Below are 24,362 nucleotides of genomic sequence, written 5' to 3' on the forward strand. Positions count from 1 at the left end.
TTGCCAGTTCCGCTTATTCTTGTCACCTTCCTAAAAAGGAAGCAAGTTCACTTAACAGTTCATCCTTATCTTTTTTCAATTCTTCTGAAGCGAGCATGTCCAGTTTGCGCGGCCGCGGCAGGTTCACTTTCAGCTCGTGGATAATTGACGATGGCTGCTGCGACATCACAAAGACGCGGTCCGATAACAAAATCGCTTCATCCAAATCATGGGTCACCATTAAGATTGTCTGGTTCCCTTTCTCCCATGAATCGAGAAGCCAGCGGTGGACATCCATTTTCGTAAAAGCATCAAGCTTTCCGAACGGCTCGTCCAGCAGCATGAGCGGCTTTTCACACAAATACGTCCGCAAAAAACTGATCCGCTGCCGCATGCCTCCGGATAAAGAAGAAGGATAGTGGTCCGCATAATCTTCCAGCCCGAATTGCCGAAGCACATCCCTTCCCCTGGAAATACGATCCCGTTTCGGCATACCCTTCATTTCCAGCGGAAGGACGATATTTTGCAGTGCGGTCCGCCATGGCAAAAGCAAATCCTGCTGTGGCATAAAACTAATCGCATCCTGAACAGCTGACGGCCGGCTGCAGAGCCTCACTTCCCCGCTGTCCGCCTTTTCGATGCCGGCAATGATATTCAGCAAGGTGCTTTTCCCGCAGCCGCTCGGGCCGACAAATGCGCAAAACTCGCCTTCCCGGATGTCGGCGCGGATATCGGATAATACTTTATTTCCCCCAAACGTTTTCGAAACGCCGTCAATTTGCAAGTACATCATGGCTGTCCAGGAAGAAATTCATTTGTGTAGGCAGCTTTGATGTCAATTTTTTTCTTGATGACCTTATGTTTATAAAGGAAGTTCATATACCTGCTCCACACTTCTTCCTTCTGAACCCCCCATTCCTTCGCATCATCCTGGTATTTTGTGCTCAGCCATTTTTGGCTTGCACGGATCAGGCCTTTATTTGTATCCGGCACGTCTTTGATAAAAATATCGGCCGCCTGCTCCGGATGCTTAATCGAAAACTCATATCCTTGCGCAGTAGCTTTCATAAAAGATTTGACAAGTTTTTTATCATCTTTCGCCAGCTTTTCGCTTGTAATAATGACAGGGCTGTAATAATCAAGTGCAGGATCCAAATCTTTCACCAGGATAATGTTCAATTTTTTCCCTTCACGCTCTGCCTGGATGCCGTCCCAGCCGTAATAAATCCATTCAAAATCGGCTTCACGCCCGATCGATTTGAAAAAATCCGTCTGCCCGAGCACGATGTTTTTGACTTTGCTGTAGTCGGCACCGTATTTTTCCATGACTGTTTTAATCACAGCTTCTTCAGATGGGGAGCCCCATCCCCCGTAACGTTTCCCCTCAAAATCTTTCGGCGAGGTGATATTGTCCTTTTTCAGGGAAGCAAAACCCGATGTGTTGTGCTGGATAATGGCGGCAATCGAAACAATCGGAATACCTTCCACCCGGGCTGTTGTCACATTTTCCTGGTAGCTGATCCCGAAATCGGCTTTGCCGGATGCAACCATTTGTTCAGCGGTAATATTGTCGCCGGGCTGGATGATTTTTACATTCAAGCCTTGTTTTTTATAGTAGTTTTTCGTTTTGGCCACATACAGGCCGGTATGATTTGTGTTCGGGTACCAGTCCAGTACAACCGTCACTTTTTGCAGCGCTTTTTTGCTGCTGCTTTTCTTCCCGCTGCCGGAGCATCCCGCCGCAAGAAGCAGCATAACAGCAGATAGCACAATCCAAATTTTTTTCATTGATCGTCTTCCTTTCTGTAAAACCATGGCGCAGATAATCTTTGCAGCGTTTCAACGGCGCCATATAAAAGAAATGTCAGTGCTACAATGATGGCCGAGATGGCAAACAGGCGGGCGGTCATAAAAGATTTCGTTGCCCTTGTCAGCATGACGCCGAGCCCTTCGCTTGCGCCGAGCCACTCGCCGATAATGGCGCCCATCACACTATATGTAACGGCGATTTTTAAGCCGGAATAAAAATAGGGAAGCACAGCCGGAAATTTGACTTTCCGGTACACTTGCCATTTTGTCGCATGCATCGTCTTTAAAAGTTTGATCAGATCCTTGTCCACGGTTTGGAACCCTTCCAAAATGCTTAACGCCAGCGGAAAGAAGCAGACCAAAATCACAACGATCACTTTTGGGCGCAGGCCGAAACCAAACCAGACGATGAGAAGTGGTGCAATCGCCACAATCGGTACCGTTTGCGAGACCACGAGCAGCGGCTGGATGAACGCCCGGAAAATGGGAACCATGTCCATCAAGACAGCAATGGCCGCACCGATGGCAATGGAAAAGGTTAGCCCGATCAGTACTTCTTTTAAAGTTTGCCAAATATTGGGCCAAATCATCCCTTTCATGCCTGCCATTTCCTGCCACACCTCCGTCGGCTTCGGCAGCATCCATTCACTAACATGAAACCCTGTCGTAACCGCCTGCCATAAAAAAAGCAGAAAGACGAGCCAGGCAGCAGTGAGGCAAGCGTTAACGAACGGGCTGCGGCGCTTGTGTGCGGTACTTTGCAATTTTTTCATCAATCGTCACCCCGGTGCTTGGGCGGTAATGGATCTTGATCGAGGTGACCACATCAATGGCCCCGGCTTCGATGCAGGCATCCTGCGCTTTTTTAATGATTTCAAGCAGTTCGTCCAAATCGCCCTCCATCGTGGTTTCCATCGCGCCGACTTCATAACGCACGCCGGATTTTTGGACCACTTCAATCGCGCGGTCGACGACACCATATAAGTCATCGGTTTTGATATGCGGAACCACCGAAAACGAAACGGTTACTTGCTTTGATTTTCCCATGATTTTCTCCTCCTTTGGTCAATAAATAAAAAAGGCTTTCATTGCGTGCGCAAGAAAGCCAGTCATTCCCAAAACATGATTCTTTATATGGCTCCCTACGCTGGTATTATCCAGATCAGGTTAAAGGGTCGATGCCAAACCGCATCCTCTCAGCCAAACCGGCTCCCCTGCTCTTTTCCTATTCGGCTCTGTTCATCATCAATGCGGACCAAATCCTTCTGTTTATTATTGTAACATGAAATCCCGGTTGCACAACAAAAAATTGTTTACACCGTTTTCCCTGCTTTTTGCAGCATCTTGTCCAAGTATTTCAAAATCTCTTCGCGGTTGCCGCTTACCTTTGCTTCCCGCTCTTCGTCTTTTCTCAGCTTATTCGCCGCTTTTTGATAGACTTCTTCTTCTTTCTCCCGGGGCACGACAACAACCCCGTCCGCATCCCCGACAATGATATCCCCGGGGCGTACCGGTACGCCGCCGCAAGAGATTGGGACATTCACTTTGCCGTTTCCCGCCTTTCCGCCGGCTGCAACGGTTGTACCTTTTGCAAAGACCGGAAAATCCAACGCCAAAACTCCTTTAATATCGCGGATCACGCCGTCAACGACAACACCTTGGATGCCGAGCGTTTTCGCCATCCCGAGAACAAAATCACCGGCAATCGCCCGGTATAAATCGCCTTTTGAATCAATCACCAGCACATCCCCCGGTTTTGCTTCCCGTATTGCCTGAATCACCGCAAGATTATCCCCGACCGGCATTTTCACTGTAAAAGCCCGGCCGGCTAATCTAAAACCATCGTTTAAAGGCTTGATCTCCGGATCGAGGTTGTTCATTCCATTCATCGCATCGGATATGCAGGTTGTCGGCAAATGTAAAAACTGTTCAATCATCATCTCCATGTTCATGCTCCCTTTGTTTGATTATTCTTACTATATTGTACCGCGAAAAAACACCTTTGAAAATATTGTTTTGGCATCGGTTTCAAAAATTCAGATTTTCTTGCGTCCCAACCCAAAGTTCGGACTGTTCAATCGCACAGGACACATCAAACAGCCAGTGCTCATTTCCTTTTGGAGCAATCAACTGGACACCAATCGGAAGTCCGTCTGCCGTTAAATGGACAGGCACGCTGACAGCCGGCTGTCCGGTTAAATTCGCCAACTGTGTAAACGGGGAAAATGTCAGGCTCGGCTCAAACATTTCATAGACAAGGGCCTGCTGTTTTTCTTTCGGCAGGTCGGTAACCCGGAGCAGTTTTTCCCTTTCCTCCCAAGTTTGCGTCAGTTCCCCGATTTTCGGTGCCGAAAAAGCGGTGGCCGGCGTCATAAAAAGATCGTATGTTTGATGGAATTCGGCCATTTGTGCTGCGGCTGTGTCCCATTCGGCAAGGCTGCGTGCATATTCGGCGGCTGTTACATTTTTTCCGGCTTGATACAGCACCCATGAAACGATTTCCATGTCTTTTTCTGTAAGCAGGCGCCCCATTGCTTTTTCCAAGTCTATCATTTCAGCGGCCATTTCCCCGCAGTTCATCAAATAATAGTTTTCCATCAGCCGCCTGCCGTCCACACCGTTTTCCGCTTCTTCCACTTCATGCCCCTGCGTTTCAAGCCATTTGGCCGTTTCATAGACAGCCTGCTTTGCTTCGCGGCTGACGGGTGTTCCGACCGGGGATTCAACGGAGAAGGCGATCCGGTACTTCTTCACGCCGCTGCGTTCGATTTCTTGTAAATAACTGCCCGAAAAAAGCGGTGTTTGGAATGCGGCTTCCGGCTGGAACGTTTGCAGTACGTCAAGAAGCGCTGCGCTGTCCCTGACCGTCCGTGTAAGCACAAAATCAACCGCGGCACCCTGCCATTGCCGTCCCCTTCCCGGCCCGACCGGCGTCCGCCCCCTCGTCGGTTTTAATCCTATTAAACTCGTAAAAGAAGCCGGGATGCGGATGGAACCGCCGCCATCATTTCCACCTGCGACCGGCACCATTCCTGATGCGACGGCAGCCGCCCCGCCCCCGCTTGATCCGCCCGGCGAATGCCCGGGGTTCCACGGATTTCTTGCCGGCCCGTACAACTCGGGTTCCGTAATATTTTTCAGCCCGAATTCCGGCACATTCGTATGGCCGAGGATCAAAAAACCTGCTTCTCTTAATGTTGCCGTAAAATAGGAATCTTCCCTGGCGAGGTTTCCTTGCAGCAATTTCGAGCCGGATGCAAGGGGTTCATCTTTTACCGCCTGCGAAATATCCTTTAATAACACCGGTACTCCGGCAAACGGCTGTTGATCCAAATTGATCTGTTCTGCTTCCGCCCTTGCTTTTTCATAACGCGTCCGGATTACGGCATTCAAGCCCTGGTTTGTTTTTTCAATACGGTCGATTGCCGCTTCCAGCACTTCTTTTGCATCCACTTCTTTCCGCTTGATCAGTTGGGCCAGCCCAACGGCATCTTGGGAAAGGTAGACTGATTCTTCCATGGTTTTCCCTCCATTTTTCGCTTTCATTTCTATATTTGCCGAATTTTCTGTTCCTGTCAAAGTCTATGAAACCTGGTTACTCCTATTTCTACCGAGTAAAAGTCCAATATCATCTCAATGGAGAAAGATAGACGTATCAAAAAAGTTGTCGGCATTTCCCCAACTCTGCAGGATACGATTGATGCAGTGGACCGGTTAACCACAAAAGGCTACAGCAATTCCAATATTTCAGTCATTACGAATGGAAATGATACTGGTTAACTAGAAAACCGGACCGGCGCAATGTTGATCATTCGGCGACACTCCAAAAAGAACAAAACGGTTCGCTTTGGGATAAATCAAAGATTTCTTTACCACTGATTACTATTGGAAGATGGAAAAACAGATGTAGCCGTTGACGGTTCGGAAACGATTAAAGTGCCGATCGTAGAAGAACGGGTAGAAGTGACCAAAAAACCGGGGAAAACAGAAGAAATCGTCATCGGTAAACGCACTGTCGAAGATACTGAACATATATCTGAAACGGTGAAAAAAGAGGAAGCCCACGTCAGGCAAAAAGGGACAGGCAAAGTGGACAAAAGACAAACGGGTAATATTAAAGCAGCAAAACCAGCCCGGAAAGGAGAACCTTTCTAGGCTGGTTTATGTTCATTTATCCGGTGTGACCGGAAGAATCGTCTTGGCAATCGACCGGTCGAGCGCTTCAAACTCATCATAAGAAATGATGCCGTACAGTTCTTTCCTTGTCTGCATATCGGAAAGGGCATTTTTTTGCGTGCCTTCGTTTTTGATCTTTTCAAATACCCGTTCATATGCTTTTGCGGCGACGCGCAGCGATGTGACCGGATAAATGACCATCGCATAGCCCATATCCGCGAATTCTTCCGCGGTGTAATACGGGGTTCTGCCAAATTCTGTCATATTCGCGAGAAGTGGGGCTTTGATTTTTTCCACAAACATCCGGAATTCATCGGCAGATTGCAATGCTTCGGGGAAGATCGCATCCGCCCCTGCTTCTACATAGGCATTTGCACGCTCCAAAGCCTGTTCCACGCCTTCCACACCCCTTGCGTCCGTACGGGCAACGACAACAAGCGTCGGAGCCACTTCTTTCAGCGCCCTGATCTTTTCGCACATTTCCGACGCTTCAACAAGCTGTTTCCCGTTCAAATGGCCGCATTTTTTAGGCAGCTGCTGGTCTTCGATTTGCACGGCCGCAACCCCCACTTCAACCATTTCACGCGCTGTCCGGGCAACATTCAGCACACCTCCAAACCCGGTGTCAATATCGACAAGCACCGGGAGATCGGCCGCGCGCACAATATCACGCGCGCGCTCCGCCATTTCACTCGATGTGATCATGCCGAGATCCGGGATCCCTTTGCTGGCGGTATAAGCGGCGCCGGACAGGTAAAGCGCCTCAAAACCCGTATTTTTCGCAACCAATGCTGCCATTGCATCATGTGTGCCCGGGATTTGCAAAATGCCCGGCGCCTGCATCAGCTCTTTAAACCGCTTTGCAAGCACCTCCTGCGAAGACGGCTGATTGACAATCCAAACCATGGTGCAACACCCTTTCTACAAGGTAAATAGATTGACAAACTCATTCACGTTCATCTTTTCAAGCGTTTCCCCCTGCAGGCAAGCTGCTTTGATCCATTCCTGCTGCTTGGCCGAATAATGGGTCGCCAGGTTATTCGAAAACTTGCAGATGATTTTCGGGATCGCTTCTTCCCTTCTGAAGCGGTGGCCGAGCGGATATTCAACCTCGACTTTTTCCGTGCTCGTGCCGTCTTTGAAAAAGACTTGCACTGCATTGGCGATTGAGCGCTTGTTCGGATCGAGGTAGTCGATGCTGTACTGTTTGTTTTCCACTACGCTCATTTTTTCCCTTAGTGCATCGATGCGCGGATCTTTCGCTGCATCGTCTTCATAGTCATCGGCCGTAATATTGCCTTTGATCAAACCGACAGCCGTAACATACTGGATGCAGTGGTCGCGGTCGGCAGGGTTACGTAACGGACCTGTTTTGTCAATGATGCGGATCGCGGACTCATGCGTCGTGATCGTAATGCTCTGGATGTCATCCAGCCTTTCGGCGACCAGCGGATGGAGCTTTACCGCAGCTTCCGCAGCTGTCTGCGCATGGAACTCGGCAGGATACGATACTTTGAATAAAACATTTTCCATGACATAGGAGCCGAGCGGCCGTGCCAGTGTCAATTCTTTCCCTTTAAAGAGGACATCCTGGAAGCCCCAGCCCGGTGCGGACAACGGCGTGTTATAGCCCATTTCCCCTTTCATGGCGATGAGGGCAAGTGCAACGCCCCTGCTCGTCGCATCACCAGCTGCCCATGATTTGCGTGAACCGGTATTCGGCGCATGACGGTATGTGCGGAGAGGCGCATTATCAATCCAGGCATGGGAAACGGCGTTCATAATTTCTTCCAGTCCCCCGCCGAGCATTTTTGCCGTGACAGCGGCCGTTGCCACTTTAACAAATAATACATGGTCAAGCCCGATGCGGTTTAAGCTGTTTTCCAAAGCCAGCACACCCTGGATCTCATGGGCTTTAATCATAGCTTCGAGCACATCGCGCATCTTTAGTGGATCTTTCCCGTTTGCCACGCGTGTCCGGCTTACATAATCCGCGACTGCGAGGACGCCGCCCAAGTTATCGGAAGGATGGCCCCATTCCGCGGCAAGCCAAGTATCATTATAATCGAGCCAGCGGATCATGCAGCCGATATTGAACGCGCCCTGCACTGGATCGAGCACGTAGGAAGTACCCGGCACATGCGTCCCGTTCGGCACAATCGTTCCCGGCACAACCGGCCCGAGCATTTTTACGCATTCCGGGAACTGGAGGGCAAGGATACCGCAGCCGAGCGTGTCCAAAAGCCCGTAACGCGCTGTCTCAAAAGCTTCCGGACTTGTAATCTCCGTTTCATAAACATAACGTGCAATTTCTTCAACCAATGCATCTCTTTTATCAACTTTTTCATTTGCTGCTGTTGTACCGGCCATTTTTTGTTTTCCCCTTTCCTGCATGTTTAGTCGTTTGGATGCAAACCGCGTGGGCCTCTATAGTTTACACGTGGGCGGAACAAGCGGTTGTTTTCGTGCTGCTCCATCACGTGCGCACTTAGTCCGGCTGTCCTTGAACTGAAGAAAATCGGTGTATAAAGCGGGATCGGAATGCCGAGCATCCAATAAACAGGCGCGGCGTAGTAATCCAAATTAGGGAAAAGCCCTTTTTCCTGCGCCATGATTTTTTCGCCGACCTCGCACATTTCAAAGAGCGTATTGTCCCCTTTCGCCTCACTTAGTTCTTTTAACGCTTCTTTCATCATGAGGGCGCGCGGATCCATCTTTTTCATGTACACACGGTGGCCGAAGCCCATGACTTTTTCCTTGTTTTTCAGTTTTGTATACAGCAATTCTTCAAATTTTTCCACCGTGCCAGCTTCCTTCAGCATTTCCATGACTGCTTCGTTGGCACCGCCGTGCAGATGCCCCTTTAGCGAAGCCACTGCGCCTGTTAATGCGCCGTACAAGTCGGAAAGCGTGGATGCAATGACCCTTGCCGTAAAGGTGGAATTTGGCAGTTCATGCTCGCTGTACAGGACAAGGGAGCGGTCAAAAATCCTTTCTTCCATTTCGGACGGGACTTTCCCGGTGATCATGTACAAAAAGTTTGCGCTGTACGACAAATCCTGCCGCGGCTCGACCGTTTCTTCGCCGTTTAAAATATGGTAGCTGTTTGCGACGATATTCGGGACGTTTCCGAGCAAATGGTACGCACGGTTTAAATTCGACTCATGGGAGCGATCCAAAATATCTTTATCATAACCGGAAAGTGCTGAAACCCCTGTGCGGAGTGCGTCCATTGGATGAGTGGATTCCGGCAGCAGCTTTATCATTTCCATCACGGCTTCCGGAACGTGATAGTTTTTCTTCAAACTTTCTTCCAGCGCTTTTTTCTCGGCTTCATTCGGAAGCGAGCCTTCCATAAGCAAATGCACGATGTCTAAATAGCCTTTTGACTTTGACAATTCGATTAAGTCATACCCCTTTAAAACAATCTCACTTTCGACCGTGTCGAGAAAAGAGATTCCCGTTTCAACAGCGACAACACCTTCAAGCCCCGGGACAAATTGCATTGTATTTCCCATATCCATCCTCCGTTCAACAATTTGTCAAACTGTAAGCACTTACAGTTTGGTACAAAAAAAGATGCGCTGTTGCCAAAATCCCTGATGCCTTTCATAAAAAACATATCATAACATTTGCAAAATTACAACGTTCCGGGGGCTGCATCCGCTTTTTCCAGGTCAAAAAACCGCTGACAGGGGCAGCGGACCCGTTCCAGTACCGGATAAAAACAGCCGGCGTTTATTATCTGGTTCCACGACAAACATGCCGTCTCAGGCAGATAAAAAAAGACAAGTTTCAACCTGTCTTCATATAAAAAACTATTTCTTTTTAAATTTAAACAGATGCTTCAAGCCGCGTTTCACAACCTGAAAGAAACTTAATGATTTAACCATATGATTTGGGTCAACGTATTCACGAATCGCTCTTAAAACTTTTTTTGGATCCCTGGAAGAAAAAGTAAACATCCCGTTTCGCTTCGTTTTAATCGCAAAACGGGGAATCCATTTTCCTCTGAACATGACGGATGCGATCACGTAATCCACTTCTTCCCACGGAATTTGAATAAATTTTCGTGCATCACGGTCATTGTAGAATTCAAATCCTTTATCTCCAATCATGATCTTACCATAATCTGCAAGTCCCATATGTGAGGTTGCATTCGTGACTAAATCGACTTTTGTGTTGATTGATTGGACCATTTGATCTACTCCATTTCTTACCTTTAATCATTATTTATTATAAAGCGGGTTAATGCTTTAAGCAAAAGATACCGGAAAAAGTGCTGGGCAGCCGCTAATACCGTATTCATCATAATTCGCTTCGTACCGTGTTTTCAGGACATATTTACAAGCCGGTTTCCACCATCCATTATTATTTGATTTTGAAAAAGCCCGGGCAAAAGCCCAGGCATTTTTTGTTACATCAAGTGGATTAAGTGGAAGACGATACCAACCACGAACAACCCGAGAATCATGATAATCGGAGATACTTTCTTTTTCAGCAACCACATGCAAAGAAGTGTTAACAGCAGTGCAGCCAGGCCAGGAATTAAGCTGTCCAAGTTGTCTTGTAAAGTTGTTACCTTCGTGGAATCCAATGAAAGTCCGGCAGCTTGTTGTTCCAGCGCGGATTTAATTCCCTGTGCTCCGGAAGGTAAATTATCCCAGTCAATATACGCGCCTTTATCGAGTTTAACTTTAGATACAATTGGCGTGAATTTTATCGATACCCAGCGGTTAACCAATGAACCCAGAATGAACATACCAAGAATAGATGCACCTTTTGTAATATCCTGAAGTATTCCGCCGGACAAGTCTTCCGTAATTCTGGAACCGGCTTTGTAACCAAATTCCTGTGTATACCACATGAATGCCATACGGATAATATTCCAAGCAACAAAGTAGATGATCGGGCCAAGGATGTTACCGGTAATTGCAAGAGAAGCTGCTAACGCACCAAGGATTGGTTTAACTGTGAACCAGAAAACCGGGTCCCCGATACCAGCCAAAGGCCCCATCATACCGACTTTAACCCCTTGAATGGCTACATCGTCAACCGGTGCCCCATTAGCACGTTCTTCTTCAAGTGCCAGCGTTACACCAATAATCGGTGAAGCAACGTAAGGGTGAGTATTAAAGAACTCCAGGTGACGTTGCAGTGCAGCAGCACGATCTTCTTTTGTTTTATATAATTTTTTGATGGCAGGAATCATTGTATATGCCCAGCCGCCGTTTTGCATACGTTCATAGTTCCAGGAACCTTGGATGAAAGTTGAACGCCACCATACAGAAATACGATCTCTTCTAGATAATTTTAATTCTTGAGCCATTTTCCTGTCCGCCTCCTTCTTAGTAATTGTCAATAATATCGCCTAACGGATCGCCGATGTTTGCGTTTCCGCCGCCATTACCTGAACCGCCTTGTTTCGAAAGCGCTAAATAGATGAGAGCGAGTGCGATACCGATACCGCCAAGACCGATAAGTGTGATCGAAGAAACAGTCGCTAATACAAAACCAATAATGAAGAACGGCCATACTTCCCGTGTCGCCATCATGTTAATAACCATTGCATAACCAACGGCTACGACCATGCCCCCGCCGATGGATAAACCGTCTGTCAGCCAGGTTGGCATTGCTTCAAGCAAGCCTCTAACCGGTCCTGCACCAATCGCCAGAATTAATGCAGCCGGAATGGCAATACGCAAACCTTGCATGCAGATCGCAACGATGTGCCAGAATTCAACTTTGCCGATACTTCCTTCTTTCGCTGCAGCATCCATAAAGTGTACAAATGCTGTTGCAATTGTACGGCAGATGATGGTCAATAACAAACCTGCAACGGCAAGCGGAACGGCAATTGCAATTGCTGAAGATACACCGGCTTTACCTGCCCCGCTTAAAACTAAAATAATTGCTGATGCAACAGATGCCAGTGCAGCATCTGGCGCTACGGCAGCCCCGATGTTTGCCCAACCTAAAGCGATCATTTGAAGCGTACCGCCCAGGATAACACATGGTACTAAGTTTCCTGTAACTAGGCCTATTAACGTACAGGCAATAATTGGTTGGTGGAAGTGGAATTCATCCAAAATGCCTTCCATACCAGCTAAAAATGCTACGATAAAGACTAGTATCATTTGGACAATATTCAAATCCATAATTATTATTCCTCCCTTTTCTCCTGATGATCAGGATTTATTTTGTTTGTTTAACTCTTCTTGAGCTCTCCTGATAATTTCGTCCATGTCGCCTTTTGAATCACTCGGCACTTTACGCACATCGAAATTCACACCAAGCTGTTTTAACTTGTTGAATGTGTCGATATCATCCTGGCTGAAGGCCAGTACTTTATTCGGCTGAACTTTACCAGGCGAGTGTGCCATGGAACCGACGTTGATGGTCTTCAATGGAACGCCGCCTTCAACCGCTCTGAGCGCATCCTGCGGGTTTTCAAAAAGAAGCAGTGCGCGCTGGCCGCCGAAGTGTTGATCATCTTTTGCAAGTTCGATCATTTTAGCGACAGGAACAACGTGTGCTTTTACACCAGGAGGCGCAGCCTGCTGGATTAATTTCTTACGAAGATCATCTTTCGCAACTGCATCCGATACAACAATGATCCGTGTAGGCCGTGTTGTTTTTGTCCAGGCAGTTGCGACTTGTCCGTGAAGCAGACGGGAGTCGATCCGTGCCAGTACGTATTCAAACTTACCAGGAGCGCCTACATTGGACGGACCTGCAGCAGCTTTAGCAGCTGGTGCTGCCGGTTCCAGACTTTCCGGTCTTACTTTAACCCCTTCTTTACCTGCGCCCAAAATATGCGCAGCAATTTCATGCGCTGTATTCATGGAGAAGCGCGATGCAAAAGCTTCTATTAACATTGGTAAATTTAAACCGGCAACGATTGCCCATTTATCTTTATGTTCTTCAAACAAACTGTTCGCCTGATTGAACGGAGTTCCACCCCAAAGATCGACTAAGAATAATACTTCATCCTGGTTGTCGAAAGAGGCGATTGCTTCTTTCATTTTTGCCTTTACATCATCAGGTCCTTCGCTCGGCATTAATGTAACGGCTTTTACATTTTCCTGTTCCCCGAAAATCATTGATCCGGATTGCAGGATACCATTGGCAAATTCACCGTGAGTAGCAATGATAATCCCTACCATCTTCTGACCTCCTTATAATTATTGTTACAGCTTAAAGAATCATATAAATAGTTATAAAAAAACCTGTAACCAAAATTCATTCATGCAGCAACTTTTCTTTTTTGATCAGTTGCATCAGATCCGTTTTCCGATCTGCAGGTACTTGGCGGACTTCAAGCTCGATCCCCAGATTGGCCAACTTTACAAAGGCTTGAACATCCTCATTATCCAGGGAAATAAAATTTGTGACCATCTTTTTGCCTTCAGAAAAACGCATCCCGCCGATATTAACCGATTTTAAATGAACACCTGCGAGGACTACTTCCAGTACATCTTGTGGTGAAGCAAACAACAACATAATCTTCGTCCCGTCAAACAGTCCGCTTTGATCGATATCAATCAGTTTTTGTTTCGTAATGACGTGGGATTTGATGCTTGGTGGTGTAGCTTGTTTCAATAGAAACTTTCGCAACTCATCATGGGCGGCTTCATCACTGACCACTAAAATTCGTTCGATTCCCGTTGCCTTCGACCAGGCAGTAGCAACCTGGCCATGAATCAAACGGTCATCAATACGAGTGAGTCGTATATCCATTCTCATCCCACCTCCAACTGTAAGCCTGTTCACTACTGAACTTTTTCTTGAAGGCCTCGGCGGATTTTCTCCGGCTTTCCATCAAGGGATAATACCGACAAGTCGGATCAAGCGATTTTCTTTATCTCATTTTCCGCCATAAGGTAGAAAAAATTCTTCTGCAAATTTTGTTGATTTACCTCTTTTGCTTTTCTGCCTTTTTATAATGCAAGATGCGTGCCAACTTTTGAGTATCAATGTCGAATCTTGACGTATAAGCGTTTTCTGAAAAACCTTTCATGCTTATAATACACAAACACCCTTTTTAATACACATTAAAAATGTATTTCATCTTTCATTTTTATTACTGTATTAAAAAAGCCCGCGATATCATTTTGATACTTTGATCTTAAACATGTATTCTGTATCGCAAACAAACGATTTCCGGCATCTGTTGAAAAAAGAAATTCCTGGCAAGTTCCTGTTCTTTTTTGACGATAATCGAGTAGGAGGAGGTGACTAGCCCCCGTCCTCTCACACCACCGTACGTACGGTTCCGTATACGGCGGTTCAATCAAATAAATGACGCTTGTCACAATACTTTTCATACAGGCTTTTCAGTCCTTGGTGATTTCAGTAGGAGTTACCAAGGGTTTTGTGTAATATTGGACTTTTAGAAATTCGCCAATATGCTTTCCTTGAGTTTCTCCTCAATGACCCATTTGTATCCTCTTTCAATAAACCTGTTCTGGCTCCACCCTCTTGAGGTCCCTCATGGAATTCACCACTACTTTCCTCAAGTAAGTCCACTACGGATTGTCTGTGTCATTGCCATACAGAATTTCCAGACGAAAACTTCTCTTTGATTGTTCAGTCCTTCCAAAACGGGAGCGACCCGTATTGTACTATGACCTCTGCTGACTTCTGACTGTTCAATAACCTATCACTAGGCTAGTTACCAACTTAGTCGGCGTACCAGTCAGACCTCCCTGGGTAAGACTGCACTCTTTCCTCCACCTATCTGCCTCATTTACTCTGTATCACCTTTGGCAGTATGGACTTTACTTTGTTCGGCAAGCTCATCCAATGATACCTAGCCTTGTATGAGGTTCGTGTTCCTCAAGAATCGGAGGTTTGCCGCTCGCTTCCTTCAGATTCCGCATCACTACGGACACACTTGCGTTAGGCTATCGCTACTACTGCCTTCGCGATTCGGGACTTTCACCCTATAGAGTGCAGCCACGCCAGGCGCACTAAAAAAGCCTGTAAACAGCAGTTTTCCTCTGTTTACAGGCAAAAATCACTGCACACCCGCCGTCTGCCGGGAGGATAAATTGTCGATCATATCGACAATATAATACAGTTCATCATCCGAAAGCTTCAGTTTCAGCTGGTCTTCAAAAATTTTCGCTGCTTTTTTATAACTTTCTTTCTTCTCTTCTTTTTCCGGGGTAATTTCATTTTTATAAATGAGTCCGGCATGTGTGACCACTCTTTCCAGCGCACATCCGATATGAATATTCATATTGATTTTCGAAGCGTTATTAAACGGCCTTTCGGCAAGCCTTTCAATAGAAGATACAAACTCCGTTATTGCGCCGACCACTTTTTTTGGATTTAAAAATGTTAAAAATTCATTCAGGCTTTCTTCCGTCATTTCACGCACCATTGCCGGAGACCTTGGCGGCGTCTGCAGCAGCTGCTGATTTTGGATGAGATGCATAACCTGTGCTTCCCCGTCGCCCATAAACAAGGCCTCTACCGGAATAAACGGGGCATGTACTTTCGGATCGGCAATTCCGACGGTTAGAAGAATGTCATACTTATGCATATACGTTTCTTTTTTATCTTCAACTTCATTAATCTGCAGCGGAATCACGGTTATGTCGCTTCTGCCGATGTTTTTGAGCAATTGCTCGACAAGCTGTTTCAGTTTTTCCGCCGTCCCTTCCCCGGTTGAGCAGACGGAAAGGATGGCCGGCGGTTTTTGCGGCTGCCTTGTTTCCTCTGTTTTCTGCTCCACCTGGTAAGATCCGTAGCCGCGGAAATCTTTTAACGACTCGTAAATATCTTCAAGGTCCATTTCCATAATGGTCGCTTTGCGGATCGCCTCAATGACAAGCGCCGTTGTGACCATATCGATTGTCCGTGTTTTGATGCCCGTTTCCTGTGTAATAATATCGCCAAAACCAGTCAGAGACCCCATATCGACAAGCAGCAGCACGCCTTTTCCCATGTCAATTTCTTTCACCCGTTTTTTCATTTCTTCCAACACATATTTTGGGCTCATATCAAGCGGCATATCGATGCTGTCGACGTTTGATTCGCCAAGCAGGCTCTTTACCACGCTCACCATACTGCTTGCTGTGCTGCTCCCGTGGGCGGCAACAAGAATGGCGACCTGTTCGGCTTTTTGGTCGTCCAAAAGTGACGTGAGCAGGATCGTCAAGTACATTGCTTCTTTAACCGGCACATGGACGCGGTACCTTTTTTCGATCATTTTGCAAATGTCAAGAGACAACTGGTACTCTTCCGGGCGGTCATTGATCACATTTTCGATATTTGTATAATTGGCGACCTGCTGGTTTTTCACCCGCTTCAGGAAAGAAGTCAAATGCAGGCTGAACGCAAACAGAAAGCGGTCATTGACTTTGCGTTTCAGCCGTTTTTCCACAATTTCCTGCACTTCTTCGCTGAAATCAAGAATATCTTCACTCACGATTTTTAAAATTTTCTCGCGGTTCAGTGCATTGCTGTAAAACTTATTGTAAAACTTATTCAAGTGGATATCAATATCCAGTTTTAAAAACCGGTTGATGTCTTCATCCGAAACATCCTGATCCATCATAAAGCTGACTTTATCCCCGATAATATTGTATAAGTTGAAATCGGGTTCATAAGGGTCCTCTTCAAAGAGCGCCTTGTTTTCCCCTTCCGGATACACTGTCAAATACGAATCAATCAACTCCGACAGTTCCTGAATTTCCTGCCGCTTCCTACTCAAATAGAAAAAGCCGTTTTTCAGTTCGGAAGGCAGGTCTTTAAAGTTGATAGTAATGACATCATCGTTCAGGCAATGCAAAAATCCGTTGGCGCACACAAGCTGGATGTTCGATTTCAGTTGCCCGACATTTCCGTATGAAGTATTCCCGATTAAAGCTTTCATCGATTCCGCATCAATCTTAATCGGCTTTTGGACGCGATTTGCTTCGATAGCAAGCAGGAACTTCAGGATTTCGATTTTATCTTTTGCAGGCCGCTCTTCAAAGGACGGAATCCGGATCAGGATCGGAATCCGCCGGACAAATGTTTTTAATAATGAAGAATCCGGATCTTCCGTTGTCGCCCCGATAATCAGGACATTCGCTTTCCGGTTCCGTTCCGTTTCCCCAAGCTTCGCATACGTCCCTGTATCCATAAAATAAAACAACATTTCCTGGCCTTCAGGCGGGAGCCGGTGAATTTCATCAAGGAACAGCATGCCGCCGTCCGCTTTTGTGACAAGGCCGTCTTTTTCACTGTCAGCCCCCGTAAACGCACCCTTGGTATGGCCGAAAATATGGGAAAGCAAAAGCTGCGGGTTATTTGCGTAATCTGCGCAGTTAAACACGATAAATTGAGCATCTTCATCCATAAACGGCGCCGAAGATTTTGCATAATTAAACATCATATTGGCAAACAGCGTTTTCCCGACACCGGTCTGCCCGACAATTAACGTATGGAGACCGTGCGGCGGATACAGGACCGCTGCCTTCGCCTGTTCAACCTGCACTTTTAAGCTTGTTTTTGAACCGATTAGGTCATCAAAAGGATTCGGCTCTTCCGAAGCATCCGCATTTCCCTTTGCAGCGGGCCTTATTGTTGGAGATTGAAAGCTTAAAAGCTCGTTCATATTTTCATATTCATGCTGGTCATCCGGCAGTTTGCACCCCAGCAGTTTTTCGATGCTGCTTTTGACCAAATAATGCACCGGCCGGCCTTTAATTTTGATGATGGAGTTTTGCCGCAGCAGTTTATTGAGTTCCGCGCTGACATTATTCCTTAAAATATCAAGATCGTTGGCAATATCAGAAGCTGTAAACCCTTCCATGTGGACAAAGTCATCCAGCGTTTTTCCTTCTGACTGCTCAACCAGGTAGGCATAGATCCGATCAATACGCTTCATGGTCCCACCTCAATTCAATTTTTATCCGTACTGTATCTTTATAGTATCACGAATGTATCAAATACGACAGTAGAAATGTATTATGATCGATAAAATTCATAGATACACTTTTCCAGCCGCAGGAATGGCAGGAAGTAAAAAAAAGCGGCGCCGTATCAAAAAATTGAATTTGGCGCCGCCACGTTTTACACTTTTTGTCTTGCTTTGGTATTTATCTGCATCCATTCGAACTGGCGGAGTTTCAGTTCGAACAGTTTTAACGGATCCTGATACACTTCAGGGTTTTCTTTCATATTCGACAATTTTTCTTTACTTTCGTCAATGACCGTCTCTGTTTCTGTAATCGTATCACGCAGTACCGTTTCCGGATTTTTAAAGAACATGCGGATATCCCTTTCGAGCCCCTGCTCAAACAGCTCAAACTGCAGCATTACTTTATTGGTAATCAAGCCTGCGATATCCTGGTAATCTTCACTTTCAATGAATTTCTTGTAGCGGTTATACAGCATCGCTTTATTTTGGGAAAGCGCGCCAAGCAGTTTGCCCGCGCTTTTCAACAGCACTTGCGACGGCGTATGGCGAAGTAAAATATTCACGGAATCAAAGTGGACGCCGTTTGCCATCCGGTCTGCATCGCGCCGCCAGTCGTCCATGATTTTAAAATCGCAGGCGAGGGCAATGATGTTTTCCCCGTACAATTGATTAAAGCCTTCCGCCATTTCACCCAAGTAAGCCTGGCTTTGCTGCAGCTCACTCTCCGAATCCGCAATCCATTTTGTCACGAGCTCATAATATTTCGGGAAAATGGCCGTCTGCAAAAAGCTCCGGATCCGGTTGTTCATTTCCTCATTCAATTCGAGATGGATTTTTCGGAAATCGCTGTTTAGCTTAATATAATCGGAACTTTTCCGTAAAATGTCCGGGATTTTGGCCTGCAGCTCGTCTTTAATGGACTTGGTCATGCTGTGGTAAGACGAACGGATCAGCTGGATTTGTTCATGGATGACATCTTCTAATTGGTTCGCAGCCCCGTTTAATTTCGCTAGCATATCTTCATGGCGGTGGATCGATTCGACCAATTCATTCTCGTTTTGCAGCCTTTGCTTCAACAAATACGTGATCGATTCCCGTATACAGCGGACCAATTTTTCAATCCGGTGCGCTTCCAGATTTTCCACTTTAAAGTTTTTACGGAAAAACTGCGCCAGCCCGTTTACCGCTTCCCTCGCGGCATAATGCGAGGAATACGGGTGCAGTTCTGCCTGTGGGAAATCCCTCTTTATTTTTTGCGCCGTTTCTTCCACTAAGTCCGCCGCTTCCTGCTTGCTGTAAATCATGTCCATTTTGCTCATCAAAAAGTGGATTTTCAGATCCGGCACCTGTTCCTTTATTTTTAACAACACATCCGTTTCTTTGACGGTAAGCGGGTCATTCGCATTTAAAACGAACAGGAGACCGTCCGCAAAATGCAAATACTCGTATACTTTACTTCGCTGTGACCCGTTCAGGCCCGGCGTATCGAGAAAAACAAGCGCATTTTCTTTCAAAAACTGGCTCGGCCCCCGCCATTCGAGGATGGCATTCGGGTCCAGCTGCTGGCTGTCTTCTTCCGTTATAGCCGAAATCCCCCCGTCGGAAATCACCGCCAGCTCATGATGATCACCGTGGCGCGCCGCCATGACAAATTGGGTCGGCTTTTCCGGCAGGCTGTCCGCCAAGACAGATTGGATAAACGCTGTCTTCCCGCTGCCATTCATGCCGGCAACAAGAATATGCTGCACATCAAAATCAATCAGCTCCCTCGCCATCCATTTTAAGCGTGTGCTGACGGAAAGTCCATGCAATTTCGCCCATTTGATGATGGAATCCAGCAGTTCAAGCGGATATTCGAGCTGATCAATCGTTTTTTCGGCCCGGTACAAAATCGTTTCCGCATCGGCTATTTGATCCGGTTCGATGCCGGCCGAAAATAAATCGTTCCAAGCCAAAACCGCGGACGAGGCCAAAAGCGCGTGGCCGGAGTCCGTAATCCTCAGCCAATTCGTTAACAGGCCCGGCATAATCGGGGTGAGCTGTTTCAATAAATAATTGCCGCCGATCAAAGAGAGATACGTCTCCTGATAAATGGCGGAGAGCTCATGCCATGTTTCAAACGAATGGATGTCCAGCCCGGCAAACAAAACATTGAATTCGCGAAGCCATTCGAGGTAGCAGCTTTCCGTTTGATACGAACGCCAAAGCGCAGCGGCCATCTGCTCAAAATGGATTTGATCCACTTTGTATAAAACGGCCAAAACTTCACGGAAATAATCCGGCGAAATTGTTTTAGTATACCCTTTTTCAATGTACGATTTTAAAACTTCAAACCAAAACAGCGATTCGGTCCTGACCGACTCGTTTACCGCCAGTTCGACTGCATTCATCCAGTCTTCGTTTTTTTCAAAATAAGCGCGCGCTATTTTTGTAACATTTGAATAATCCGGATTCATCGCAACCGTTTGTTTAATCGTCTGCACGGCCTGTTCATGTTTTTGTTCTTCGATATAAAGCGAGATAAGCTGCAGCGCGACTTCCGTTTTCAAAATCATTGAATCGGTCTGGATGGTTTTGTAGATTTCTTCCGCCATCCCCGTAAGGCCCAACTCGAAGTAGGCATCCCCCATATTTTTCTGCGCCCACGGCTCAAAGTCGTTATGTATGCTCTCCCACTTAAAAACGGCCGCTTCATAATCTTTGTAATGGAAATACACTTCCCCCTGCGCAAAGCGGATATAGGAAAGATCGGAATTTTCCAAGGCATTTTCTTCCACAAACGCTTCCCCGAGCACTTCAAGCGGATGGCGTTCTTCGCCTTCTTTTATAAAAGTTTCATAATAAGATTTATTCACAAACTGGTCTTCTAGCTTCATGATTCCCCTCCTCATCAGCGGGCCCTGTTTTATATCTATCATATTGTATCCAGTATGTATCTATGTGTAGAATTTTGTCGTTTATCCTTATTTTAACAAAGATATGCCGGCAGAAAAATTTCAGTTCGCTATCATTTCTGATACAAAGCTGAAACATTTGGCAAGGAATTTTTAAATCCGGTTATTGCATGTAATATACAAAATCCGCAAGCCACCCGCACGGACACAGTTGCTTGCTTTTCAAGAAGGGGTCCCGCAATAATTCGTGGTGATAAAGGCCGGATTCCAAAATCCCTATACACGTTCACGATGTTGTGATGCCTCGGAAGTTCACAAATTACAGAATTCAAGCGTTTTCTATGTTATAATATTCACATTACCGATTGGAAGGAGATCAGCCATGGAACATTCAAAATTCATTGGATATGTCGGCACTTATACAAAAGGCGCCAGCGAAGGGATCTATACATTTACCCTCGATCCGGGGAAAAAACAGATTGAAAATGTAAAAGTTGCCGCGAAACTGGACAACCCGACTTATGTGAACATTACGAAAGACAACCGCAATCTTTACGCCGTTGTAAAAGAAGGTGGTCAAGGCGGCGTGGCAGCTTTTTCTGTAAACGCCGAAACGGGGGAACTGATAGAACTCAACCGGCAATTATCTGACGGCGCCTCCCCGTGTCACGTCAGCGTCGATGCGGCCAAACAAACCGTTGTCTCCGCCAACTACCATAAAGGCACGGTTTCCGCCTATACCGTGAATGATGGCGGAAGCCTGCAGCAGGCCGCTTCCGTCATCCATCATACCGGCTCCGGCCCGAACAGAGAACGCCAGGAAAAATCACATGTACATTTTACAGGCTTCACGCCGGACGAAAAATATGTTGTAGCCGTCGATTTGGGGAATGATACGGTAACGACCTATGCGCATGGCAACGGGAAATTAACCGAAGCAGCGGTCCTCTCCGTCCTCCCGGGAAGCGGCCCGCGCCATCTTGCGTTCCACCCGAACCGGAAATTTGCCTATGTGATGACGGAACTGAGCAACGAAGTCATTGCGCTGGAGTTTGACGAAGCATCCGGTACATTTAAAGAGCTGCAATATATTTCCGCAATCCCGGAAGATTTTACGGAAAACAGCCAGGGGAGCGCGATCCATCTTTCTTCCGACGGCCGCTTTGTTTATGCCGGGAACCGCGGGCATGACAGCATTGCCGTATTCGCAGTAAAAGAGGACGGCAAGCTTTCCCTCGTTGAATACACGCCGACGGAAGGAAACTGGCCGCGCGACTTTGTGCTGGATCCGACCGAACAATTTGTCGTTGCCTCGAACCAAAATTCAGGCACGCTCGTCTTATACGCGCGCGATGCCGAAACAGGGAAGTTAACTTTATTGCAAAAAGATATCCCTGTTCCGGATCCGGTTTGCGTGAAATTTTTGCATGCTTAGTCAAAAAGGTGAACGGTCGCAATGCCGTTCACCTTTTTAAGTCTATGCCATTTTTTCACAAATTCTCATCGCTTTATCATTTTTCTTTCATACGATTTTAGTTTTGCTGCATTACATTTATTACAGCGGCAAGGAATTGCAGCAAACCATATTTGGCCGGGCTTCCCCCAGAGCTCGGTCAAACCTCCTTTTATCATACCGGCCTTGTGCCGGGTTTTTATTTGCCCATTTTTTCCGCAACAGATGCCAGCTTCCCTTCCATCGTTAACGGTTTATCCCTGCGGTCGTCGATGCGGATATTGGTTTCCACCCGCATGATCCCGTGTTTGAAAGGCACCTCATGCAGTTTTTCAATGATTTCAAACAAGTCATGAATATCCCCTTCGATCAATGTGCTCATCGGGGTGAGCTGGATCTTTACCCTGTTCCTCTCTTTCTTCAGCACCTTCTCAATTTCCGCAATATAACGGCTGACGCTTGTCGACTCGGTTCCCATCGGAAAAATGGTGATGTCTGCAATAGCCAAAGCAATTCCCTCCCGACGTCTTTTTTTCCATTATAGGCGAACCGGTGGGAAATTGGAACGATACTACCCCCCCCATTAAAAATTCGCACAAATATATCTTTTCTCTTTTTTCTATAAAAAAGAAGCCATTTTTCCTTCTTCGTAATATGAATTTAATAGGATTGTAATCTTACTTTTTACCTATTTATGTTATAACAATAGTACGGAGAAGGGAGTTGTCATATGCACTTAACAAGGCGAATTGCAGTTATGGCTTTTGCCATTTTTGTTGGCACGTCACAGCTAAATGCCTATGCAGAAACAGATCAAAATTCCTTACAGAAAAAATTGGATGAAAACACGCAGATCATCCAAAAGAAAGAATCCGAAAAAAAATCCGTAGAAAGCGAAATGGAAAATTTGCAAAAAGACTGGAATGCTTTGCAATCATCCATTCAGCAAAATAAAGAAGACATCACAACAATAGAAAATAAAATCCAGTCGGCAAACGATTTGATTGAAAAGAAAAAAGAAGAAATCGTACATCTGGAAGACCAGGTTTCTGCAAGAGAAGACGTTATGAAAAAACGTCTTGTTGCCATGCAAAAAAACAACGAATACGGCTTCGTCATCGAGACATTGTTAAACGCTGATAGCTTCGGCGATTTAATCAACCGGATCAACGCCGTCACCACATTGTTAAATGCCGATTCGCAGCTTTTGGACCAGCAAAAAGCCGATCTTGAGAAAATCGAAGCGGATAAAAAGGAAATTGCAGAGCAGGAAAAAGTGCTGGAACAGGAGCAACAAAATCTTAAAAACAGTCAAATCAAGCTTCAGTCAAATTTGAAAGAAAAAGAAGTTGCACTGTCAAAGTTAAAAACAAAGTATAATAGTCTTGATAAAGAGCTGACAAAAGCCCAGCAAAACAAGTCAGACCTGAAAGCGCAAATCAGCAATCTGCAAAAAGAATTAAAAGCGCAGCAGGAAGCGGCAAAAGCAAGGGCTGAAGCGCTGGAAAAGCAGCAGCGTGAGGCGGATACCGAAAAGGTTGCTGAGGCTGAAGCTGAGAAAACTGCCCAAGCTGAAGCTAAAAAAGCGGCTCACACAAATGCACAATCTGCTGCCAAATCGAACTTCAACTCAAGTGCCAGCGCGGATCCATCATCCAGCACGCAGACTTCAGGCAAGTCATTTTATGTGACAGCCACTGCTTACAGCCACGAAGATACAAAATTGGATATTACCGCTTTAGGATACAACATCAAGAAAAACCCGAACATGAAATTGATCGCAGTGGATCCGTCGGTTATCCCGCTCGGCAGCAAAGTCTGGGTTGAAGGGTACGGCGTTGCAATCGCAGGAGATACAGGTGGGGCCATCAAAGGACACACGATTGACTTACTGATGCCAAATAAAAAAGCTTGCCTCGCATGGGGGCGGAAAACTGTAAAAGTCATTATATTGAATTAACGAAGGGGCTGTCTCAAAAGTCAATTAACTGACTTAGGGACACCCCCTTTTTTCATAAAAAGTAAAAGTTATCAGAGATTGCTGATGGAAAACCATGTAGCCCGCGTTGTCAATGATATGGTGAATCAAATCAGCGACGACTTCTTCTTCTCGTATTATAAAGGCGGAGGCCGT

At 46.3% G+C, this 24,362-nt stretch carries 20 protein-coding genes, 2 pseudogenes and 1 riboswitch; of the genes and pseudogenes, 4 read left to right on the forward strand and 18 right to left on the reverse strand.

Features of this window, described 5'->3' with window-relative positions; all coding sequences use genetic code 11:
* Window positions 1–22 precede the first annotated feature (22 nt).
* The 6 genes from GBH70_RS11890 to GBH70_RS11915 all read right to left on the reverse strand — a co-directional run bounded on the left by GBH70_RS11890 (window position 23) and on the right by GBH70_RS11915 (window position 5,307).
* The gene (locus tag GBH70_RS11890) at window positions 23–772 is read right to left on the reverse strand and encodes an ABC transporter ATP-binding protein (RefSeq protein WP_151681253.1); all 750 of its coding nucleotides are present in this window, start codon (window positions 770–772) and stop codon (window positions 23–25) included.
* Entirely contained in the window at window positions 769–1,767 is a 999-nt protein-coding gene (locus GBH70_RS11895) for an ABC transporter substrate-binding protein (RefSeq protein ID WP_151681254.1), read from the reverse strand. Before GBH70_RS11895 ends, GBH70_RS11890 begins: the two co-directional genes overlap by 4 nt.
* The gene (locus GBH70_RS11900) at window positions 1,764–2,561 is read right to left on the reverse strand and encodes an ABC transporter permease (RefSeq protein WP_151681255.1); all 798 of its coding nucleotides are present in this window, start codon (window positions 2,559–2,561) and stop codon (window positions 1,764–1,766) included. Before GBH70_RS11900 ends, GBH70_RS11895 begins: the two co-directional genes overlap by 4 nt.
* Window positions 2,512–2,835 (reverse strand): MTH1187 family thiamine-binding protein, encoded by a 324-nt coding sequence (locus GBH70_RS11905; RefSeq protein WP_151681256.1) that lies wholly within the window; start codon window positions 2,833–2,835, stop codon window positions 2,512–2,514. The genes GBH70_RS11900 and GBH70_RS11905 overlap by 50 nt, the downstream gene beginning before the upstream one ends.
* A 75-nt stretch (window positions 2,836–2,910) precedes the next feature.
* Window positions 2,911–3,014, reverse strand: a riboswitch (TPP riboswitch).
* Window positions 3,015–3,101: 87 nt separating this feature from the next.
* Window positions 3,102–3,734, reverse strand: coding sequence for an RraA family protein (locus GBH70_RS11910; RefSeq protein WP_151681257.1), 633 nt, complete (start codon window positions 3,732–3,734; stop codon window positions 3,102–3,104).
* Between the two features lie 82 nt (window positions 3,735–3,816).
* Entirely contained in the window at window positions 3,817–5,307 is a 1,491-nt protein-coding gene (locus tag GBH70_RS11915) for an amidase (RefSeq protein WP_151681258.1), read from the reverse strand.
* 117 nt (window positions 5,308–5,424) lie between these two features.
* On the opposite strand from GBH70_RS11915, the gene GBH70_RS17825 reads away from it, so the two are divergent.
* Together GBH70_RS17825 and GBH70_RS17830 are read left to right on the forward strand one after the other, a co-directional pair.
* Entirely contained in the window at window positions 5,425–5,568 is a 144-nt protein-coding gene (locus GBH70_RS17825; RefSeq protein ID WP_172967534.1) for a general stress protein, read from the forward strand.
* A 105-nt stretch (window positions 5,569–5,673) separates the two neighbouring features.
* Window positions 5,674–5,943, forward strand: a pseudogene (locus tag GBH70_RS17830) (YsnF/AvaK domain-containing protein); the annotation flags it as partial.
* Window positions 5,944–5,955: 12 nt separating this feature from the next.
* Here the strand turns inward: GBH70_RS17830 and prpB are convergent.
* The 11 genes and pseudogenes from prpB to GBH70_RS11975 form a co-directional block, all read right to left on the reverse strand.
* A complete protein-coding gene (gene prpB / locus GBH70_RS11925) occupies window positions 5,956–6,870 on the reverse strand; it encodes a methylisocitrate lyase (RefSeq protein ID WP_151681260.1) in 915 nt (304 codons plus the stop codon).
* A gap of 15 nt (window positions 6,871–6,885) precedes the next feature.
* The gene (prpD, locus tag GBH70_RS11930) at window positions 6,886–8,334 is read right to left on the reverse strand and encodes a 2-methylcitrate dehydratase (RefSeq protein ID WP_151681261.1); all 1,449 of its coding nucleotides are present in this window, start codon (window positions 8,332–8,334) and stop codon (window positions 6,886–6,888) included.
* 26 nt (window positions 8,335–8,360) lie between these two features.
* Complete coding sequence (mmgD, locus tag GBH70_RS11935; protein WP_151681262.1) at window positions 8,361–9,482, reverse strand: citrate synthase; 1,122 nt, start codon at window positions 9,480–9,482, stop codon at window positions 8,361–8,363.
* Window positions 9,483–9,782: 300 nt separating this feature from the next.
* Window positions 9,783–10,163, reverse strand: a complete 381-nt coding sequence (locus GBH70_RS11940) for a DUF956 family protein (RefSeq protein ID WP_151681263.1) — start codon at window positions 10,161–10,163, stop codon at window positions 9,783–9,785.
* 218 nt (window positions 10,164–10,381) lie between these two features.
* A complete protein-coding gene (locus tag GBH70_RS11945; RefSeq protein ID WP_151681264.1) occupies window positions 10,382–11,293 on the reverse strand; it encodes a PTS system mannose/fructose/sorbose family transporter subunit IID in 912 nt (303 codons plus the stop codon).
* Window positions 11,294–11,312: 19 nt separating this feature from the next.
* On the reverse strand, window positions 11,313–12,122 hold the full coding sequence (locus tag GBH70_RS11950) for a PTS mannose/fructose/sorbose transporter subunit IIC (RefSeq protein ID WP_151681265.1): 810 nt from the start codon (window positions 12,120–12,122) through the stop codon (window positions 11,313–11,315).
* A gap of 30 nt (window positions 12,123–12,152) precedes the next feature.
* Window positions 12,153–13,130, reverse strand: coding sequence for a mannose/fructose/sorbose PTS transporter subunit IIA (locus GBH70_RS11955; protein ID WP_151681266.1), 978 nt, complete (start codon window positions 13,128–13,130; stop codon window positions 12,153–12,155).
* A gap of 76 nt (window positions 13,131–13,206) precedes the next feature.
* On the reverse strand, window positions 13,207–13,704 hold the full coding sequence (locus GBH70_RS11960) for a PTS sugar transporter subunit IIB (protein ID WP_253693820.1): 498 nt from the start codon (window positions 13,702–13,704) through the stop codon (window positions 13,207–13,209).
* Window positions 13,705–14,316: 612 nt separating this feature from the next.
* A pseudogene (locus GBH70_RS17290) lies at window positions 14,317–14,388 on the reverse strand (group II intron maturase-specific domain-containing protein); the annotation flags it as partial.
* Window positions 14,389–14,983: 595 nt separating this feature from the next.
* Window positions 14,984–17,848: a sigma-54-dependent transcriptional regulator gene (locus GBH70_RS11970; protein WP_151681268.1), complete on the reverse strand. Its 2,865-nt coding sequence runs from the start codon at window positions 17,846–17,848 to the stop codon at window positions 14,984–14,986.
* 185 nt (window positions 17,849–18,033) lie between these two features.
* Complete coding sequence (locus GBH70_RS11975) at window positions 18,034–20,757, reverse strand: P-loop NTPase family protein (RefSeq protein WP_151681269.1); 2,724 nt, start codon at window positions 20,755–20,757, stop codon at window positions 18,034–18,036.
* A gap of 400 nt (window positions 20,758–21,157) precedes the next feature.
* On the opposite strand from GBH70_RS11975, the gene GBH70_RS11980 reads away from it, so the two are divergent.
* Window positions 21,158–22,210, forward strand: a complete 1,053-nt coding sequence (locus GBH70_RS11980) for a lactonase family protein (RefSeq protein WP_151681270.1) — start codon at window positions 21,158–21,160, stop codon at window positions 22,208–22,210.
* A gap of 217 nt (window positions 22,211–22,427) precedes the next feature.
* Here the strand turns inward: GBH70_RS11980 and GBH70_RS11985 are convergent, their stop codons facing one another.
* A complete protein-coding gene (locus GBH70_RS11985; protein WP_151681271.1) occupies window positions 22,428–22,736 on the reverse strand; it encodes an MTH1187 family thiamine-binding protein in 309 nt (102 codons plus the stop codon).
* A 222-nt stretch (window positions 22,737–22,958) separates the two neighbouring features.
* Between GBH70_RS11985 and GBH70_RS11990 the strand changes: the two genes are divergently transcribed.
* Window positions 22,959–24,188: a 3D domain-containing protein gene (locus GBH70_RS11990; RefSeq protein ID WP_151681272.1), complete on the forward strand. Its 1,230-nt coding sequence runs from the start codon at window positions 22,959–22,961 to the stop codon at window positions 24,186–24,188.
* The last annotated feature ends 174 nt before the right edge of the window (window positions 24,189–24,362 follow it).

Origin of the sequence: Weizmannia acidilactici (assembly GCF_008974225.1) — a bacterium.
GTDB lineage: Bacteria > Bacillota > Bacilli > Bacillales > Bacillaceae_C > Weizmannia > Weizmannia acidilactici.